This window comes from Pseudoalteromonas sp. MM17-2, assembly GCF_022347945.1.
Taxonomy (GTDB): domain Bacteria; phylum Pseudomonadota; class Gammaproteobacteria; order Enterobacterales; family Alteromonadaceae; genus Pseudoalteromonas; species Pseudoalteromonas ruthenica.
Genome location: NZ_JAKRFV010000030.1, coordinates 1 through 17,797 on the forward strand (window position 1 = coordinate 1; position 17,797 = coordinate 17,797).

At 47.2% G+C, this 17,797-nt stretch carries 19 protein-coding genes and 1 tRNA gene; 12 read left to right on the forward strand and 8 right to left on the reverse strand.

Features of this window, described 5'->3' with window-relative positions; genetic code table 11:
• Positions 1-20: 20 nt before the first annotated feature.
• The 7 genes from MHM93_RS18005 to lolB all read right to left on the reverse strand — a co-directional run bounded on the left by MHM93_RS18005 (position 21) and on the right by lolB (position 5,321).
• A tRNA-Met gene (locus tag MHM93_RS18005) sits at positions 21-97 on the reverse strand.
• A 201-nt stretch (positions 98-298) separates the two neighbouring features.
• A complete protein-coding gene (ychF, locus tag MHM93_RS18010) occupies positions 299-1,390 on the reverse strand; it encodes a redox-regulated ATPase YchF (RefSeq protein ID WP_022944682.1) in 1,092 nt (363 codons plus the stop codon).
• A 36-nt stretch (positions 1,391-1,426) separates the two neighbouring features.
• Complete coding sequence (gene pth, locus MHM93_RS18015) at positions 1,427-2,011, reverse strand: aminoacyl-tRNA hydrolase (protein ID WP_022944683.1); 585 nt, start codon at positions 2,009-2,011, stop codon at positions 1,427-1,429.
• 19 nt (positions 2,012-2,030) lie between these two features.
• Positions 2,031-2,654, reverse strand: coding sequence for a 50S ribosomal protein L25/general stress protein Ctc (locus MHM93_RS18020; RefSeq protein WP_022944684.1), 624 nt, complete (start codon positions 2,652-2,654; stop codon positions 2,031-2,033).
• A 200-nt stretch (positions 2,655-2,854) separates the two neighbouring features.
• Positions 2,855-3,802, reverse strand: a complete 948-nt coding sequence (locus tag MHM93_RS18025) for a ribose-phosphate pyrophosphokinase (RefSeq protein WP_022944685.1) — start codon at positions 3,800-3,802, stop codon at positions 2,855-2,857.
• A gap of 80 nt (positions 3,803-3,882) precedes the next feature.
• On the reverse strand, positions 3,883-4,737 hold the full coding sequence (ispE, locus tag MHM93_RS18030) for a 4-(cytidine 5'-diphospho)-2-C-methyl-D-erythritol kinase (protein WP_239450068.1): 855 nt from the start codon (positions 4,735-4,737) through the stop codon (positions 3,883-3,885).
• Positions 4,734-5,321 carry a lipoprotein insertase outer membrane protein LolB gene (gene lolB, locus MHM93_RS18035; RefSeq protein WP_022944687.1) on the reverse strand — a complete coding sequence of 196 codons (588 nt, stop codon included), beginning with the start codon at positions 5,319-5,321 and terminating at the stop codon, positions 4,734-4,736. The genes ispE and lolB overlap by 4 nt, the downstream gene beginning before the upstream one ends.
• A gap of 219 nt (positions 5,322-5,540) precedes the next feature.
• Between lolB and hemA the strand changes: the two genes are divergently transcribed.
• The 8 genes from hemA to kdsA all read left to right on the forward strand — a co-directional run bounded on the left by hemA (position 5,541) and on the right by kdsA (position 13,745).
• The gene (gene hemA / locus MHM93_RS18040; RefSeq protein WP_045979735.1) at positions 5,541-6,797 is read left to right on the forward strand and encodes a glutamyl-tRNA reductase; all 1,257 of its coding nucleotides are present in this window, start codon (positions 5,541-5,543) and stop codon (positions 6,795-6,797) included.
• A gap of 7 nt (positions 6,798-6,804) precedes the next feature.
• Positions 6,805-7,890, forward strand: coding sequence for a peptide chain release factor 1 (gene prfA, locus MHM93_RS18045; protein ID WP_239450069.1), 1,086 nt, complete (start codon positions 6,805-6,807; stop codon positions 7,888-7,890).
• Positions 7,891-8,736, forward strand: a complete 846-nt coding sequence (prmC, locus tag MHM93_RS18050) for a peptide chain release factor N(5)-glutamine methyltransferase (RefSeq protein WP_239450070.1) — start codon at positions 7,891-7,893, stop codon at positions 8,734-8,736. It abuts the gene before it with no gap.
• A 50-nt stretch (positions 8,737-8,786) separates the two neighbouring features.
• Positions 8,787-10,328, forward strand: a complete 1,542-nt coding sequence (locus tag MHM93_RS18055) for a response regulator (protein ID WP_239450071.1) — start codon at positions 8,787-8,789, stop codon at positions 10,326-10,328.
• Between the two features lie 8 nt (positions 10,329-10,336).
• Positions 10,337-10,711 carry a SirB2 family protein gene (locus MHM93_RS18060; protein WP_053911871.1) on the forward strand — a complete coding sequence of 125 codons (375 nt, stop codon included), beginning with the start codon at positions 10,337-10,339 and terminating at the stop codon, positions 10,709-10,711.
• A 97-nt stretch (positions 10,712-10,808) separates the two neighbouring features.
• Positions 10,809-11,612: a tetratricopeptide repeat protein gene (locus MHM93_RS18065; protein WP_239450072.1), complete on the forward strand. Its 804-nt coding sequence runs from the start codon at positions 10,809-10,811 to the stop codon at positions 11,610-11,612.
• Between the two features lie 14 nt (positions 11,613-11,626).
• Positions 11,627-12,877 carry a DUF819 family protein gene (locus MHM93_RS18070; protein WP_022944694.1) on the forward strand — a complete coding sequence of 417 codons (1,251 nt, stop codon included), beginning with the start codon at positions 11,627-11,629 and terminating at the stop codon, positions 12,875-12,877.
• Between the two features lie 10 nt (positions 12,878-12,887).
• Positions 12,888-13,745, forward strand: coding sequence for a 3-deoxy-8-phosphooctulonate synthase (gene kdsA, locus MHM93_RS18075; protein WP_239450073.1), 858 nt, complete (start codon positions 12,888-12,890; stop codon positions 13,743-13,745).
• Between the two features lie 4 nt (positions 13,746-13,749).
• Here the strand turns inward: kdsA and MHM93_RS18080 are convergent, their stop codons facing one another.
• The gene (locus tag MHM93_RS18080; RefSeq protein ID WP_239450074.1) at positions 13,750-14,637 is read right to left on the reverse strand and encodes a hypothetical protein; all 888 of its coding nucleotides are present in this window, start codon (positions 14,635-14,637) and stop codon (positions 13,750-13,752) included.
• A gap of 167 nt (positions 14,638-14,804) precedes the next feature.
• On the opposite strand from MHM93_RS18080, the gene MHM93_RS18085 reads away from it, so the two are divergent.
• From MHM93_RS18085 to rlmM, 4 genes are read left to right on the forward strand one after another with little or no spacing between them, the layout of a single operon-like run.
• Complete coding sequence (locus MHM93_RS18085; protein ID WP_022944697.1) at positions 14,805-15,704, forward strand: transcriptional regulator GcvA; 900 nt, start codon at positions 14,805-14,807, stop codon at positions 15,702-15,704.
• The gene (locus tag MHM93_RS18090; protein WP_239450075.1) at positions 15,704-16,321 is read left to right on the forward strand and encodes an alpha/beta family hydrolase; all 618 of its coding nucleotides are present in this window, start codon (positions 15,704-15,706) and stop codon (positions 16,319-16,321) included. The genes MHM93_RS18085 and MHM93_RS18090 overlap by 1 nt, the downstream gene beginning before the upstream one ends.
• Positions 16,318-16,683 carry a DUF423 domain-containing protein gene (locus MHM93_RS18095; protein ID WP_022944699.1) on the forward strand — a complete coding sequence of 122 codons (366 nt, stop codon included), beginning with the start codon at positions 16,318-16,320 and terminating at the stop codon, positions 16,681-16,683. The genes MHM93_RS18090 and MHM93_RS18095 overlap by 4 nt, the downstream gene beginning before the upstream one ends.
• A gap of 9 nt (positions 16,684-16,692) precedes the next feature.
• On the forward strand, positions 16,693-17,778 hold the full coding sequence (gene rlmM / locus MHM93_RS18100; protein WP_053911877.1) for a 23S rRNA (cytidine(2498)-2'-O)-methyltransferase RlmM: 1,086 nt from the start codon (positions 16,693-16,695) through the stop codon (positions 17,776-17,778).
• The last annotated feature ends 19 nt before the right edge of the window (positions 17,779-17,797 follow it).

Here is a 17,797-nt window from a genome sequence, read left to right on the forward strand (position 1 = left end):
TCTTATTGGTAGAAAGAAAATGGTGGCTACGCCCTGATTTGAACAGGGGACCCCATCATTATGAGTGATGTGCTCTAACCAACTGAGCTACGTAGCCAACTTTTACTTGTTCATCATCGCTGATGCGGGGCGTATTATGCTGATCTGCCGAAAGCGCGTCAACACCTTTTTAGTAAAAACATAACGAGGATGAATTGTTTGCCTGAAAAACAAGCGAAGCGAATAAAAAACAGCTTCTTTTTCTCACTCACAAACAAAAAAGCCCGCTAATAAAGCGGGCTTATTAAAGCGGTGTTTATTACACGTTGAACAAGAAGTTCATTACATCGCCATCTTTAACAATGTAGTCCTTGCCTTCTTGACGCATTTTTCCGGCTTCTTTTGCGCCATTTTCGCCCTTGTATTCAATATAGTCATCAAACGCGATTGTTTGTGCACGGATAAAGCCTTTTTCGAAATCCGTATGTATTTTTCCTGCTGCTTGTGGCGCTGTTGCACCAACAGGAATCGTCCAAGCACGAACCTCTTTGACGCCCGCAGTGAAGTAAGTTTGCAGCTGTAGCAACTCGTAGCCGCCACGAATCACTCGGTTTAAGCCTGGTTCTTCAAGGCCTAAATCTTCCATAAATTCGTTGCGCTCGTCTTCTTCGAGCTCTGATAGCTCGGCTTCTATGGCTGCACAAACCGGAATGACCACTGCATCTTCATTCGCAGCAATCTCGCGCACGGTTTCTAAATGCGGGTTATTTTCAAAGCCATCTTCGTTGACATTGGCGATGTACATAGTTGGCTTAATGGTTAAGAAGTTTAAGTAATCAATGGCTGCTTTTTCTTCTTTTTCCAAGCGTAGTGAGCGCAGTGTTAAGCCTTCATCTAAATGCGCTTTTACTTTCTCAAGCACACTTATCTCGAATTTTGCGTCTTTGTCGCCGCCTTTGGCTTTCTTTGCTTGACGTAGTAGCGCTTTATCAGCACTGTCCATGTCAGCCAACACAAGCTCAGTGTTGATAACTTCAATATCATCGGCAGGGTCGATTTGCCCGGCAACGTGGACAATATTGTCATTTTCAAAGCAACGCACAACATGACCAATCGCATCGGTTTCGCGGATATTGGCGAGGAATTGGTTCCCAAGACCTTCACCTTTCGAAGCGCCTTTTACCAAACCAGCGATATCAACGAACTCCATGGTCGTAGGTAGAACACGTTGTGGGTTAACAATCTCTGCAAGCTGGTTTAAGCGTGCGTCGGGTACTGGAACAACGCCTGTATTTGGCTCGATAGTACAAAAGGGGAAGTTTTGCGCTTCAATACCAGCTTTGGTAAGCGCGTTGAAAAGGGTTGATTTACCAACATTAGGCAAGCCAACAATACCACATTTAAAACCCATATTATGTATACCTGTTTGTGTTCAAGCCACGCGTCATTATGGCTTAAATGAGTGGAGTCTGTTTTGTGCTTTAAGCACACCGTCTTTCGCCAAAATATCCATGCAGCGCACAGCCTCATCAACTGCAGCGTCGATCTTTTCCTGATCAGCTTGAGGCGCCTTGCCTAACACCCAACCGGTCACTTTATCACGGTGACCTGGGTGGCCAATACCTATACGCAAACGCATAAATTCTTTGTTGTTAGCCATTTTCGCAATGATATCTTTTAGTCCGTTGTGACCGCCGTGTCCACCGCCTTTTTTTAACTTAGCGATGCCCGGTTCTAAATCCATCTCGTCATGAGCAACAAGAATATGCTCAACGGGGATTTTGTAAAAGTTAGCTAAACTGGCCACAGATTTACCACTGAGATTCATATAAGTGGTTGGAATCAGAAGCTTAAATTCGCTGTCACCGATAATAACTTTGCCGGTTAAGCCGTGATGTTTTGCGTCAGGTTTTAGAGTGCAGTTATAGCGTGCGGCCAGTTCTTCGATAAACCAGGCCCCTGCATTATGGCGGGTCTTTTGATATTCGGGGCCTGGATTAGCCAGGCCCACTAGCATTTGAATAGTATTCAAGGTGCTAACACCTTAAACCTTATTCTGCGTCGCTGTCAGACGCTTCTTCTGAGTCTTCAGCTGGAGCAGCTTTGTTAGCGTTGACAGTTACAACCGCTTGGTCGTGGTCAGCGCCTTTAGCTAGTTCTACTGAAACAACACCTGCTGGTAGTTTGATCTCAGATAGGTGTAGTGAATCACCAGGAACTAGGTCAGCCACGCTTACTTCGATGAACTCAGGTAGCGCTTTAGGTAGACACGTGATTTCGATTTCAGTTAGCTGGTGAACAGCAGTTGCACCTTTTTTGCTAACTTCTTCATCACCGATGAAGTGAATTGGCACGTTAGTGTGGATCTTAGAATTCGGGTCAACACGTTGGAAGTCTAAGTGCGTGATCTTAGGCTTGAACGGGTGACGGTGAATGTCTTTAAGAATCGCTTCAACAGACTCACCACCGATGTTCAGAGTAAGAATGTGCGTGTAGAAACCTTCGTGGTCTTGTGCTTGGTTCACTTTGTTGTGGTCAAGCGTTAGTGATACAGCGTCTTTGCCTGCACCGTAAAGGATCGCAGGAACTTTGTCTGCACGACGTAGGCGGCGGCTCGCACCAGTACCTAACTCTGTACGTACTTCTGCATCAAATGTGTAAAAATCGTTAGACATGATGTCTCCAAATTATCAAATTAATATAGTGTAAGACCTTCGCGACCAAAGGCCTTAACCCAATTGGCAAGCAATGTTACACCACAGCCAATTAAAAAAGGCGCGCTATAGTACCACCGGCCTTGGTTAAAATAAACAGCAGAATAAAAAAAACACCGCCTCGGCGGTGTTTTCTATTTGAGCTCATCGGCGAAGCAGCTTTAGTGCTCAAACATCGCCGAAATAGATTCTTCGTTGCTAATACGACGGATGGTCTCGGCCATCATATCAGCCAAGGTTAATACCTTGATATTGTCCAAGGCTTTAAGCTCATCTGACAACGGAATTGAGTCGGTGACAATGACTTCGTCAATTACTGAATTACGCAGATTTTCAGCTGCATTACCGGATAATACTGGGTGGGTGGCATAAGCAAACACGCGTTTAGCGCCATGTTCTTTTAATGCTTCAGCAGCTTTACAAAGTGTGCCGCCAGTATCAATCATGTCATCAACGATAATACAGTCACGACCTTTGACATCACCAATGATGTGCATAACCTGAGAGACATTGGCTTGAGGACGACGCTTATCAATAATAGCGAGGTCTTTGTCATCAAGTAACTTCGCAATAGCACGGGCGCGAACTACGCCACCAATGTCAGGTGAGACAACGACGACGTCGTCAAAATCACGCTGAGCCATGTCTTCGATAAGTACAGGGCTGCCAAATACGTTGTCCACCGGCACATCGAAAAAGCCTTGGATTTGCTCGGCGTGGAGGTCTACCGTTAGCACACGGTCGACGCCAACACTTGATAAGAAATCAGCAACAACTTTGGCAGTGATTGGCACACGAGCAGAACGCACACGGCGATCTTGACGGGCATAACCGAAGTACGGCAGTACAGCGGTGATACGCCCAGCTGAAGCGCGGCGCAGCGCATCAACCATGACGATTAATTCCATCAGGTTGTCGTTGGTCGGCGCACAGGTAGACTGGATAATAAAAACGTCCGAGCCACGGACGTTTTCATTAATAGATACACTGATTTCACCGTCGCTAAAACGACCAACTTCGGCATCGCCTAGTTCGATATATAAACGTTTTGCAACTTTTTGAGCTAGGTCAGGCGTTGCATTACCAGCGAAGAGCTTCATGTCTGGCACGGTAGGGTTCCTCGGGCACTGAAATTTTGGACTAACATGCAAGTGAATTTGCAGGCTAACTTAAACACTTTACTTCTACATTAGTTTAAACCAAGCGCTGTATGAGCAGGAGATTGATTTAAACTTTTGGCAACAAAGCCTTGCCACTCGGTGGGCAGCTTTTCTAGAACGTCTAACGCTGCGCGTTCGCTATCGAACGCGGCGAAACAACACGCCCCAGTGCCAGTCATTCTCGACGGAGCGTATTTTAGCAACCACTGCAGTGTTTTTTCAACCTCGCTGTAGAGCTTTTTGACCAGTGCTTCACAGTCATTTCTATGCTCTGCATGCTGCCATTGCTGTGGTAGGGGGGCACTATCTCGAGGTAAATCAGGGTGGCCAAATACCGCTGCGGTGCTTACATGCACTTGTGGATGTACTACCAAATACCAGTGTTGTGGTACATCAACCGCTTGTAATTGTTCACCAACCCCTCGCGCTAGGGCACTGTGCCCGCCTATAAACACGGGCACATCGGCACCGAGTTGAATGCCTAATTCTGCTAGCTCATCCAGGCTCAGCTTGTTGCCCCACAGTGAATTAAGAGCAAGTAGGGTTGTTGCCGCATCCGATGAACCACCGCCGACGCCGCCGCCCATAGGCAATCGCTTATCGATATCAATATTCACTCCGCACACTTCGAGCCCCCGCTGCTGATAGGCTTGGCGCAAAAGTTCGCCAGCGCGGAAAATAAGGTTATCTTCGTTGGCCACGCCATTCATTGGCGCCAGCTCGAGGCGTGAGTCTTGGCGTGGTTGAAAGTGCAACTCATCGCCGTGGTCAAGAAAAGTGAAAAGGGTTTCCAATTCATGATAGCCGTCATCCCGACGCCCCGTTATATGCAAAAACAAATTAAGTTTAGCCGGTGCTATCACGCTAAGTGCACAAGAGTTCATTGCAGTTGCCATTCATTAATTAATAACTTAACGCGCAGAGTATCGTGGCTCAGGGTGATACGCGTTGGTAGCCAAACGCCCTGAATAGCCTCGTAATTTTGGTAACGAATCTGCCACTGACGATTATCCGGGCTCAGCCAGCTGGCGCTGCGTACGCGTTGTTGTTGATCAAACTGAGCTGACTCGGCGTCGTAGGCCGCTAACAGCCATTGTTCTGGGGTATCTAAAGGTAACAGCCAACCGCTTAAACGATACACTAAGCTCTGTGCGTTATGGCCTTGGTATTGTTCGCCATCGATATCCAGCTCAACGATATAGGGGTGGCGTTTTAAGCGCAAAACGTTGGTGCCGATAAAGGTGTTTAAATCGAGGCTGTATTCATCGTCTTGTTGTTGCCAAACAAAATTAGCTGATTGCCGCTTCTGTGGTGAAATAAACGCCATTTTACCTTCACTGCGAAAGTGTTTTATTTGCTTAAGGGAGGTGCGCCAAGTGTCGCTAGGTGGTGTGGATTCCGGGATTGTTTGTACACAGCCTGTGAGAAACAAAAAAAACACCAGCAAAATCAATCGAAAGTTAATCAAATGTCTTTCCCGCCTTTCCTTATTCGCTTGATTTTCGTAAAATTATTCGCTTGAAGCAGGTTCAGACCAATGTTATTGCAAGCGATTTTCATTTAGCGTCGACGAATTCGTTTACTGCCATCGATAAAATCCGTTTGGCAGAAGCTATCCATCTATGCGCTAATTTAAAGAATGAGTAAGTATTTAATAAAATTGGTTGTTAAGCAATAGTTGTCCACCATGACCATAGTCGCACTGGGTATTAATCACAAAACAGCATCGGTTGATTTGCGCGAGAGAGTTGCCTTCTCTCCTGAACAACTTGACCGTGCACTACAGCAACTCACAATGCAAGATGAGTTTGCCGAGTCCGTGATCGTCTCGACCTGCAATCGCACTGAAATATATTGTTCACTTGAGAGCGGTACACCGGAGCAAGTGTTGCAGTGGCTCGCGCAGTTTCACCAACTTGATAGCAAAGAGTTGGCGGAAAACGTGTACAGCTTTGATCACAGCCAAGCTATCTATCATTTGATGAAGGTGGCCTGCGGTCTTGATTCATTAGTACTGGGTGAGCCGCAAATTCTTGGGCAAATAAAACAAGCGTACGCCAGCGCTAAAAAGAATGGCGGTGTTGGAGTCTTATTCGAGCGCTTATTTCAAAAAACGTTCTCTGTCGCGAAACAGGTGCGTACCGAGACGAATATTGGTGCCAGTGCGGTGTCGGTGGCCTATGCTGCAGTGAATTTAGCCAAACATATTTATGGCAAGCTAGATAACACGCGTGTACTACTCATTGGCGCTGGTGAAACCATTGAGCTGGTTGCCAGACATATTCATCAGCACTCACCCCAATCAATGACTGTTGCCAACCGTACCATCGACCGCGCCCGAAATTTAGCCGACGAGTTCGCCGCTGGCGTGATATCCTTAGCGCAGTTGCCGGAACAATTACCACAGGCCGATATTGTCATCAGCTCAACGGCCAGTACGTTGCCCATTATCGGTAAAGGGGTGATTGAGCAGGCGCTGAAAAAGCGTAAAAACAAGCCTATGTTGTTGATTGATATCGCTGTTCCTCGGGATATCGAAAGCCAAGTGGCGGAGCTGGATAACGCCTATTTATATTCAGTGGATGACTTGCAAGCGATCGTCAGCGAAAATATGGCAACGCGAGAGCAAGCAGCAAAAGAAGCCGAGCAGATTATCACCGCGCGAGTCAGTGAGTTTGATAATTGGCTAAAGTCTCTCGATTCAGTGGGACTCATCCGCGATTATCGTAATGATGTGACGCAAACGAAAGAACAACTCCTTGAGCGAGCAATGGCTCAGCTAGCCAGTGGCAAAGAGCCAGAGAAAATCATGGTTGAGCTCGCGAATAAACTCACTAATCGACTGATGCATGCGCCTACTAAGGCAATTAAAGATGCGGCCGAGAAAGGCGAAGTGGGGCAGCTGGCACAAATGCAAAAAATGTTAGGAATTAACCAGGAATAACAAACACATGAAAGAGTCGGTATACCGCAAGTTAGAAACCTTGGTGGAGCGTTATGAAGAAGTTCAAGCGCTACTGAGTGATCCCGAAGTGATAGGCGATCAAGACAGGTTTCGTGCTTTATCCAAAGAATATGCAGAATTAGAAGAAGTGGCTAAAGCCTTTACCGCCTATCAGCAAGCACAAGAAGATGTGAGCACAGCAAAAGAAATGCTCAAAGATTCCGATCCTGATATGCGTGAAATGGCGCAAGAAGAATACAAAGAAGCAAAAGCTCAAGTGGAGAGCCTAGAAGAGCAATTGCAAGTATTGATGTTGCCTCGCGACCCTCGTGATAACAACAATGTGTTTTTAGAAGTGCGGGCCGGTACGGGCGGTGATGAAGCGGCTATTTTCGCAGGCGATCTATTCCGTATGTACAGCCGCTATGCAGAAACTCAGAAGTGGCAAGTAGAGCTAGTCAGCGCTAACGAAGGTGAACACGGCGGTTATAAAGAGGTGATTGCCAATATCAAAGGCGACGGCGTATACGGCAAGCTAAAGTTTGAATCCGGTGCGCACCGAGTGCAGCGTGTGCCTGAGACAGAATCGCAAGGGCGTGTTCATACCTCTGCATGTACGGTCGCGGTGATGCCTGAGATCCCAGAAGCCGAAGCCATCGAAATTAATACCGCAGATATTAAAGTAGATACCTTCCGCGCCTCAGGTGCCGGTGGACAGCACGTTAACAAAACCGACTCTGCTATTCGTATTACCCACATTCCCACAGGCGTTGTGGTTGAGTGTCAGGATGAACGTTCACAACATAAAAACCGCGCTAAAGCAATGTCGGTTCTTGCTGCTCGCTTGGAGCAAGCGGAAACAGAAAAACGTCAGGCAGAAGAGGCCAGCCAGCGTCGTAATTTGGTGGGCAGTGGCGACCGCTCAGAGCGTATTCGTACCTACAATTACCCACAAGGGCGTATTACTGACCACCGTATTAACCTCACCCTGTATCGTTTGAATGAGGTGGTTGCCGGTGATTTAGGCGCTGTGATTGACCCACTATTGATAGAACACCAAGCCGATTTGCTTGCTGCAATGGGTGACGATTAATTGTCGAATTCGACTATTGATGCCGTGCTGCATAATGCAGCAACGGCGCTCGCAGACAGCAGTGAATCACCACGCCTAGATGCACAAGTATTATTATTACACGTGCTGCGTAAACCACGCTCCTACCTATTTGCTTGGGGCGATAAGGCCCTCGAAGAGCGTCAACTGCGTGAGTTTGAAAAGCTATTAAGTCAGCGTTTGCAGGGGGTGCCAGTTGCCCACTTAACGGGCACCCGCGAGTTTTGGTCCTTACCATTGGCCGTCAACAGTAGCACCTTAATACCGAGACCCGATACCGAGACGCTTGTTGAACAGGCATTGGCGCTCGACCTACCTGAGAATGCGCAGGTTTTAGACCTCGGTACAGGCACAGGGGCCATTGCTTTGGCGCTGGCTAGTGAACGTCAGCAATGGCAGGTGCAAGGGGTTGATGCCAGTGCCGATGCCGTTACCTTAGCGATGCACAACCAACAGTCCCTCGGTATTGCAAACGTGCGCATCTACCAGAGCGATTGGTTCAGTGCTATTGCCGCCCAGCGCTTTGACCTTATTGTTAGTAACCCGCCCTATATCGATGAGAGCGACCCTCACCTGAGTGTTGGAGATGTGCGCTATGAACCTCTCAGCGCTTTGGTTGCCAAAGACAACGGCTTGGCCGATATTGACCATATCATTGCCCAAGCACGCGCTTATTTGCACCCAGGTGCAACGTTGATGTTAGAGCATGGCTTCGAGCAAGGGCAGGCTGTACGGCAACTGTTGACTAATTACGGGTACGTTAATGCGCGGACAGTGGTCGATTTAGGTCAAAATGAGCGCATCACCTTGGCTGAATACACAACTTAGGCCTATGCTTAGGGAGTGACATTGGTCGTTGATTTTTAAAAGGAACTAACATGTCCGAAGACTTTTTATTCAGTGATGAGGAAATTGAAGAAGTCGAGCAAGATAGCCTTGGAACTTGGAAAATTCTTATTGTTGATGATGAACCAGAAGTCCATGCTGTGACGAAACTCGCGCTTAGTGATTTTGAGTTCCAAGAAAAACGGCTGGAGTTTATCAGTGCCTACTCAGGCAGCGAAGCGAAACAGCTAATTAATCAGCACCCAGATGCAGCCATTGTGCTACTCGATGTGGTTATGGAAACCGATGATGCCGGTTTGAAGGTTGCAGAGTACATCCGCCATGAAGCCAAAAACCATCATGTGCGTATTATTCTCAGAACAGGTCAGCCTGGCCAGGCGCCAGAGCGCCAAGTCATCGTTAATTACGATATCAACGATTACAAGTCGAAAACTGAACTGACAGCGCAAAAGCTGTTCACCGTAGTGATGTCCAGCCTGCGCTCGTATCGTGACATTTTAGCCATCGAGCAATCGCGTCAGGGACTGGAAAAAATTATCACTGCTTCGCGAGATATATTTGCTTCACACTCCATGGAAACCTTTATTCACGGAGTAATTCAGCAGCTCACTTCCTTACTCGGCTCAGTTGATAAGGCCATGTATGCGACCTCTTTAGTGGCCAGCAGTGAGCAAAAGGACGCGAAAAACTTAGTGGTTTTTGCCGGTCAGGGGGAGTTTGAACAAAGTGAGGGTAAATCTCTAGATCAAGTCCTTAGTGCAGAGCAGTTTACCGCCTGTACACAAGCGCTCAATGAAAAAACCATTATTTATAAAGACGATTATCTGTTTGCCCATTGCTCTAGCCAATACAATAACAGCGCCTTGCTTTATATCTCCGGAGTGCCTAAAAACCTGACTACCACGCAACGACACTTGATTGAAATCTTTGCTCAGAACGTACAAATTGCGTATGAAAATGTACAGCTGCAATCGGAAATAGAAGACACTCAGCAGGAGTTGGTGTGGCGCTTAAGCGAGGCGTTAGAGCAGCGCAGTAACGAGACAGGCAATCACGTTCGCCGGGTGTCGCATATCTGCTATGAGTTGGCGCGGGGTTTGGGGTTGAGTGAGCAAGAGTGTGAACTGGTGCGCAGTGCGTCTCCTCTGCATGATGTTGGCAAAGTGGGCGTGCCTGACGCTATTTTACACAAGCCAGGGAAGCTCGATGAGAACGAATGGCAGGTGATGAAACAGCATGCGCAAAAAGGTTACACTATTTTAGCGGATTCTAAACGGCCTTTAGTACAAGCAGGAGCCACGATTGCTCAAGAGCATCATGAGTGGTGGGATGGCAGTGGCTATCCGCAAGGTAAAAAAGGCCAAGATATTCACGTGTTTGGCCGCATAGTGGCGTTGGCAGATGTCTATGATGCCTTACGTCATCGGCGCAGTTACAAAGAACCTTGGGGTAAAGCCGAAGCCGTGGAAGAAATTCAACGCTTATGCGGGACCCAGTTTGAGCCCAAGCTCGTAGATGTATTTATTGAAAAACTAGACACGCTAGAAACAATTCTAGCGCGCTACCCAGATTAAGGAATGGTATGGATTATATTGCACTAAAACACACCCATGTGTTGTTTGTAGTCTTGAGTGTGGTGCTTTTTTACACCCGCGCTTTCTCACGTATCGGTGGTGGTAAAATTGCTGCGAATAAAGCAGTATTTATATCCAGCCATATTGTTGACACCTTGCTGCTACTGAGTGCGATTGCGCTGCTTGTGGTGGCCAGTATCAACCCCCTTGCAGTGCCATGGCTATGGCAAAAAATTATTTTAGTGGTCGCTTACATTGTTATCGGTTTTAAGCTGCTTAAAGCGCCTACACAAGGCAAAAAATGGTTATGGTTAGGGGTTAATACCCTCGTGCTTTTAGCGATTGGCTACTTGGCTGGGTCGAAATCTGGCTTCTTTAGTTAACAATTAACCACTAAAAACCGCCGAAATTGGTATATCTTCACGATCCTAGGTAAACTAGCGCTCAGTTTTTTTTAGCTCGTGAGATGTACCCTATTCTATGTCTGATGTGTGGTTAGATGACCAATTCGATCTAGAGCACAGCTACAGTGTCAGTGCCATCACTCAGTGTATTCAAGCTGAAGCTCGGTGGCATGCACAAGCTAATGTTGATGATGCCTTTGCTCAACTCAAACAGTTACAACGAGCCGCCAGCGAGGTCTATGCGCGTTACAGCGATAAACACCAAGCGCTTGATGCTATCGTTGATTGTTTTTACAGTGACTGGAGCTTCAGTGGCACACAACAAGAGATGCCAGAGTATCGCCTAAACAGTGTTTATTTTACCTTGCTATACCGCACAGGTAACAGCCTATCATTGGCGATTGTACTGCAAGCCATTTTAGAACATTGTCGCTTTAACGCCGATATTGCACTGATTGATCAAAGTGTTATGGTGCAGGTATCGTTTAGTGCACAGGAATACTACCTCATAGAACCCGCCTCTGGGCAACAGATATGGCATTTGCAGCCTGAAAACGCGGAAACCGATAATGAGACATTACCTGAGATGGTGTTCGATGAAGAGGCATATAAGCTGTATCTGGCGCATCAAAAATGGGCTTTTATCGGTGCTGAGCGTTTTGGCGACGCGCTTGCCTGTGTGGAATTACTGATTGAACTACTCGGTGATGATCCCTATGAGCGGCGCGACAGAGGGTACTTGCTTAACCAAATTGACCGACCAGAACTGGCCAAGGCTGATTTACGTTTTTTTGTCGATGAATGTCCCGACGACCCAGCCATTGAGCTAGTCCGTCATCAAATTGACGAGCTGGATAACAATAACAACACACTCCATTAGGGTAAGGATTTTTTATGGCTCAACCTCATGAGGCACTGATCACCAACGATGCGGTGGTGATGGGTATGCTCGCCGTGATCCTCGGCGTTATATTTAAAACGGCACATAGCCAGCATCGTTTCTGGCAAAAGTTTTATAAGTATGTTCCCGCGCTTTTACTGTGCTACTTTTTACCGTCGTTGCTTAATACTTTTGGCATCGTTGACGGCCACAGTTCCAATGTTTACTACGTTGCTTCGCGGTTTTTGCTACCTGCCTGTTTAATATTATTAACCATTAGCATAGATTTAAGAGCGATTATTAATCTCGGCCCTAAGGCGCTGATTATGTTTTTAACCGGCACCGTGGGCATTGTGATTGGCGGGCCTTTAGCTATTTTAGTGATGAGTGCCATCTACCCTGAAGCGGTTGGCGGTCATGGCCCTGATGCCGTGTGGCGGGGAATGACGACAATTGCCGGCAGCTGGATTGGTGGCGGAGCTAACCAAGCATCAATGAAAGAGATGTTCGAGGTTGGCGGCGATATTTTCTCGGCAATGGTGACTGTGGATGTGATTGTTGCCAATCTATGGATGGCGGTACTGTTGCTAATGGCCGGGAATCACAAAGCCATCGATGCGAAAACGGGTGCCGACACCACTGCCATTGAGGATTTGAAAAAGCGGGTCGAAGCCTACCATGCAGAGCATGCGCGTATGCCCACACTGAATGACTACATGACCATTATCGCCATCGCGTTTGGTATTACCGGTTTTGCTCATTTTTGCGGTGATCTGTTAGCCCCGTACTTTGACCAATTTGCCTGGGCTCAGGAATACAGCCTAAATAGTAAGTTTTTCTGGCTCATCGTTATCTCGACTACCATAGGCATTAGCTTGTCTTTTACTCGGGTACGCCATATTGAGGCTTTTGGAGCGTCAAAGGTGGCCTCAAGCTTCCTCTATATTTTGGTCGCATCCATCGGCTTACACATGAATATTACCGCTATTTTAGACAGCCCGCTGTACTTTGTCGTGGGTGCTATTTGGATGCTTACCCATGCCAGCTTGATGCTGATTGTCGCCAAACTGATCAAAGCGCCGTTGTTCTACATGGCGGTGGGTTCGCAAGCCAATGTCGGCGGCGCCGCATCAGCGCCGGTGGTGGCATCAGCCTTTCACCCCTCATTGGCCCCGGTGGGCGTACTACTGGCGGTGTTAGGTTACGGTGTGGGTACTTACATGGCTTATATTTGTGGCTTGATTATGCAATCAGTCGCCCCTTAAGGAAATGACAATGACGATTGAAAAGTTAACTATCGGTGCCATTGAGTTGGCAAACAAAAACCCCTTTGTGCTGTTTGGTGGTATGAACGTACTCGAATCTCGCGATTTGGCGATGCGTATCGCAGAGCACTATGTGGAGGTCACGAATAAGCTCAATATTCCTTATGTATTTAAGGCCTCTTTTGACAAAGCAAATCGGTCGTCTATTTCCTCATATCGAGGTCCGGGTATGGAAGAAGGGCTGAAGATTTTTGAAGAGATTAAGCGTACTTTTGATATTCCATTAATTACCGATGTGCATGAACCCTATCAGGCAGCCCCTGTTGCTGAGGTCGTGGATGTTATTCAGCTGCCGGCATTTTTAGCACGGCAGACGGATTTGGTAACGGCCATGGCGAAAACTGGTAACGTTATAAACGTCAAAAAGCCACAGTTTTTAGCCCCTCATGAGATGCGTCATATCATCAATAAATTTGCCGAAGCGGGTAACGAGCAAGTGGCTTTGTGTGAGCGAGGAACCAGTTTTGGCTATAACAACTTAGTGGTTGATATGCTCGGTATGGACGATATGAAAGCCATGGCACCGGTTATTTTTGATGCCACTCATGCGCTACAACGCCCGGGTGGACGCAGTGACAGTGCCGACGGTCGCCGTGCTCAGGCGGCTGAATTGGCACGCAGTGGTATGGCTCTTGGCCTTGCTGGACTATTCATTGAAGCTCACCCAAATCCTAACGAAGCTAAATGTGATGGCCCATGTGCACTGCCATTGGCGAAACTGGAAGGGTACCTGAGACAAATGAAAGCCATTGATGATTTGGTAAAGAGCTTCCCGGCGCTTGATACCAGTGCCAGCGATTTAGGTTAATGTCCTAGTTTGTATCGCGTTTTTCAGAGCCAGCGTGTTGCGCTGGCTTTTTTGTTAATAAGTGTTTTTCATATACTTGGGAAAAATCATCGAAGTATTCATTTAACCAATTACTTTGGTGTTGTCGGTACGACTCACTGGGTAAAATATGGTCGCGGATAATAGGGTTAATGCGGTTGATAAAGGTCGTAGCAAAGTCATTATCAGCGCGCTTGGCACAGCCGATGGCGCCAAACACGATATCTTCTTGGTTATTAGCTATGGGTAAAGTGACAAGCTGAGCGTCATGATGACGGTTGTAGTAAGTGGCGATAAAGGGATAGTCGATGCCGAAGTCGATGCGTTCGTTGACTAACATGTCGCCTAACACCGAGGCCTGATCGGCACCACGGTAATTAAGGGTCACTGCTTGATTATTTTGTACTCGCGATTTGATTTGCTCAATCCACGTGCTGTATTTCCGTCCGGCACCTTGTCCATAGCGTAAACCTGTATCGTTTAAGAGCGAGTAAAGGCGCACGGGGCTGCCATGTTTTTCGGTTATAGAGCGCTGCTTTTGTGCGGTGGTGACGATACCCATGGGCGGATAGACGCTGGTGCGCGTGGAGAATGTTACTAAAGGATGATTGTCGCGTTTGATTAGGCAGGGCGCACATACGTTTTTGCCTTGTTCAAAATACCCCTTTAAACGCATTTGCGGCAAATGAATGGAGTCATGTTTTAAATCCGGAGTCCGGGCGATAATCTCATCAACGAGATCATCGCAAATGCCCGAATCAGAGCTGCTGGCAGGCATGGAAAATGGCGGCGCATTAATGCGTAACCAAGTCACATCGTAGTCATTAGCAAAAGCTGGAAAAGCAACACTTAGTAGCAAATATAGAAACTTCATAAAAACAGATTATGACGTTTTTACTTATTAGTCTAGAGGGAGATGTTCTGTTGTTTTACCGAGCAGTGATTTTGGGCTGTGTTGTTAATCTGTCTTTTATCAAGTTTATTGTCTGCACCTAATCTAATGTTATACTTTACCCACATAAAAAAAACTAATCGTTAGTTATGGCTCGGCGACTCCCCCCTCTAAATTCTCTAAAGGCTTTTGAAGCAGCGGCAAGGCATTTAAGCTTTACCAAAGCAGCAGAAGAGCTGTATGTAACTCAAGCAGCCGTAAGCCATCAGATCAAAACCCTAGAAGAGCATTTAGGGTTGAAATTATTTTTGCGAAAAAATCGCTCCTTGCTATTAACTGAAGAGGGGCAAGGGTACTTTCTCGATATTAAAGAGATTTTTGCACAATTAGTCGATGCTACAGAAAAACTGTTAGCGCGTGGAGCCAAAGGGTCGTTAACGGTGAGCCTGACTCCAAGCTTTGCGATTCAGTGGTTGGTGCCTCGGTTAAGTTTGTTTAACGAGTTACACCCAGAGATCGATGTGCGTATTAAAGCGCAAGACCAGGACGACAATTCACTTCAAGATGATGTTGATATTGCTATCTATTATGGTCGCGGTCATTGGAGTGGCGTGGAAACTCATAAGTTGCACACCGAATACTTGGTGCCTTTGTGTAGCCCTATGCTATTGAACGGCCCTAAACCGCTGAACGAGCCACAAGATTTGCAGTACCACACACTGTTGCACGATACCACGCGCCGACCATGGAAGTTATGGATGAAAACCGCTGGAGTACGCAATGTGCAAGTTAACCAAGGGCCGATATTCTCGCACTCGTCGATGGCGATGCAGGCTGCTGCCCACGGTCAAGGTGTGGCGCTTGGCAACTTGGTGCTGGCGAAACCAGAAATTGATGCGGGGCGATTAATTGTGCCGTTTAATCATACCTTAGAAAGTAAAAACGCTTACTACCTAGTCTTTCGTGAGTCGCAATCGGAGCTCGGTAAAATCGTCTCATTTAAAGAGTGGATGCTAGGGTTAGTTGAAAAAGAACAGGAGCAGCTTTAATGCAGTGGATTGAAGCGCAATCGCCGATTGCCCAGTTTATTTTTGCCCACGGTGCAGGGGCGGGCAGTGACAGTGACTTTATGCAGCAAATGGCAGCGAACATGGCCGCTTTGGGTGTGAGCGTGGGGTTATTCGATTTCCCCTACATGCAGCGTGCTAAGCAAGAGAACAAACGCCGGCCACCGGAAAAAGCCGATAAGCTGTTAGCCAGCTTTAACGAACACCTTGGGCATCGTCGCTCAGGTTTGCCGCTGTTTATTGGCGGCAAATCCATGGGAGGGCGCATGGCCAGTATGTTGGTTGCTGAGCAGCCAAGTGATGTCCAAGGCGTCATTGCCTTCGGGTATCCGTTCCACCCGCCAGGAAAAAAAGACAAACTGCGTGTCGCTCATTTTGCCGATATCAAAGTACCTTTTTGTGTGCTCCAAGGAGAGCGCGACACCTTCGGCAAGCAATCAGAGTTGCTCGAACTTGTCGATACGCGTCCCGCTCAGATCCATTGGTTGGAAGATGGCGATCATTCCTTGGTGCCGCGCAAGAAAAGTGGCTTTACCCAACAACAGCAATGGCAAAAGGCAGCGGAGCTCGCTGTGAGCTTTATTAAGGAGCAGTTATGAGTCAGTTATTTCTTATTAGTGGAGCGCTTTTCGCGGGGCTCAGTGTTATACTTGGCGCCTTTGCTGCCCATGGCTTAAAAAGTCGCTTATCCGAGTACGCGATTGGCGTTTTTCAAACGGGTGTTGAATACCAAATGTATCATGCCTTAGGGTTGATTTTGCTCGGCATATTGGCCAAGTTTGGTGTCAACCTTACCATTAGCGGCTACTTTATGATCGCCGGCATTGTGCTCTTTAGTGGCAGCTTGTATGCCTTAGCCCTAACAAGTATCAAGTGGTTTGGGCCGATTACTCCGATCGGGGGCCTGTGCTTTATTATCGCTTGGGCCGCCATGATCATTAAACTGTTACAAATGAAATAAGTCACCACCATGTCCTGTATTGTTATTTATTGTCGCGCTGGTTTCGAAAATGATGCCGCCGCAGAAATCACCCACCATGCCAGTCAACATGGCGTCGGCGGCTATGTAAAAGCCAAGCCAAACTCGGCATTGGTGGTGTATCACTGCTACAGCCATGATGAAGCGGAATACCTGCTTAAGAAAATTCCATTTAAAGATATGGTGTTTGCTCGGCAATGGTTTGTCGGCAAGCAAATAGCGCGTATGCCTATCGATGACCGTGTTACCAGCTTATGTGAAGCGGCCAAGGAGTTTCCATTATGTGGCGAACTGCGCGTGGAAACCTGTGACACCAACGACGGCAAAGAGCTCTCTAAGTTTTGTAAGAAAATTAGCACGCCACTGGCGAAAGGGTTAGAGAAACAAGAAACCTTACTGCGCCAGCAAGTGAAAAACCGACCGATATTACACGTGTTATTTATCGCCAGTGACACAGCTTATGTGGGCTATTCGTTTAGTTTTAATAATTCAGCACTGTATATGGGGATCCCCCGTTTACGTTATCCGAAAGATGCACCGAGCCGTTCAACGTTGAAACTAGACGAGGCCTTTATGGTGTTCGTCCCAGAAGACGAACAAGAAGACAGGGTGCGCTCCGGAATGAAAGCGGTCGATTTAGGTGCCTGTCCAGGCGGCTGGACCTATCAACTAGTGCGCCGAGGAATGTTTGTGCAAGCCATTGATAATGGCCCTATGGACCAAGCGTTAATGGAAAGCGGACAAGTGAAGCATTACCGCGAGGATGGCTTTAAGTTCCGCCCAGAGCGTCGCAACATCGATTGGTTAGTATGTGACATGGTAGAAAAACCCAGCCGTGTTACCGAGCTTATGATTGATTGGGCGGTGAATGGCTTCGCCAAAGAGCTCATCTTTAACTTGAAACTGCCAATGAAGAAACGCTTTGACTGTGTATATGAAAATATGCAGCGCATTGATCAAGAGTTGCGCGAGTATGGAGTGAAGTTTAACTTACAGGCTAAGCACTTATACCATGACCGCGAAGAGGTGACGGTGCATGTACAGGTGTTGCGCGTACCGCAAAACGTCTATAGCTAGTCAACAAAAGCCGGGCAAT

What these genes read in the sequence shown, in the direction of transcription:
- ychF (WP_022944682.1), bottom strand. Translation starts at nt 1,390, where the DNA reads ATGGGTTTTAAATGTGGTATTGTTGGCTTGCCTAATGTTGGTAAATCA.
- MHM93_RS18020 (WP_022944684.1), bottom strand. Translation starts at nt 2,654, where the DNA reads ATGTCTAACGATTTTTACACATTTGATGCAGAAGTACGTACAGAGTTA.
- ispE (WP_239450068.1), bottom strand. Translation starts at nt 4,737, where the DNA reads ATGAACTCTTGTGCACTTAGCGTGATAGCACCGGCTAAACTTAATTTG.
- hemA (WP_045979735.1), top strand. Translation starts at nt 5,541, where the DNA reads ATGACCATAGTCGCACTGGGTATTAATCACAAAACAGCATCGGTTGAT.
- prfA (WP_239450069.1), top strand. Translation starts at nt 6,805, where the DNA reads ATGAAAGAGTCGGTATACCGCAAGTTAGAAACCTTGGTGGAGCGTTAT.
- MHM93_RS18055 (WP_239450071.1), top strand. Translation starts at nt 8,787, where the DNA reads ATGTCCGAAGACTTTTTATTCAGTGATGAGGAAATTGAAGAAGTCGAG.
- MHM93_RS18060 (WP_053911871.1), top strand. Translation starts at nt 10,337, where the DNA reads ATGGATTATATTGCACTAAAACACACCCATGTGTTGTTTGTAGTCTTG.
- MHM93_RS18065 (WP_239450072.1), top strand. Translation starts at nt 10,809, where the DNA reads ATGTCTGATGTGTGGTTAGATGACCAATTCGATCTAGAGCACAGCTAC.
- MHM93_RS18070 (WP_022944694.1), top strand. Translation starts at nt 11,627, where the DNA reads ATGGCTCAACCTCATGAGGCACTGATCACCAACGATGCGGTGGTGATG.
- kdsA (WP_239450073.1), top strand. Translation starts at nt 12,888, where the DNA reads ATGACGATTGAAAAGTTAACTATCGGTGCCATTGAGTTGGCAAACAAA.
- MHM93_RS18080 (WP_239450074.1), bottom strand. Translation starts at nt 14,637, where the DNA reads ATGAAGTTTCTATATTTGCTACTAAGTGTTGCTTTTCCAGCTTTTGCT.
- MHM93_RS18085 (WP_022944697.1), top strand. Translation starts at nt 14,805, where the DNA reads ATGGCTCGGCGACTCCCCCCTCTAAATTCTCTAAAGGCTTTTGAAGCA.
- MHM93_RS18090 (WP_239450075.1), top strand. Translation starts at nt 15,704, where the DNA reads ATGCAGTGGATTGAAGCGCAATCGCCGATTGCCCAGTTTATTTTTGCC.
- MHM93_RS18095 (WP_022944699.1), top strand. Translation starts at nt 16,318, where the DNA reads ATGAGTCAGTTATTTCTTATTAGTGGAGCGCTTTTCGCGGGGCTCAGT.
- rlmM (WP_053911877.1), top strand. Translation starts at nt 16,693, where the DNA reads ATGTCCTGTATTGTTATTTATTGTCGCGCTGGTTTCGAAAATGATGCC.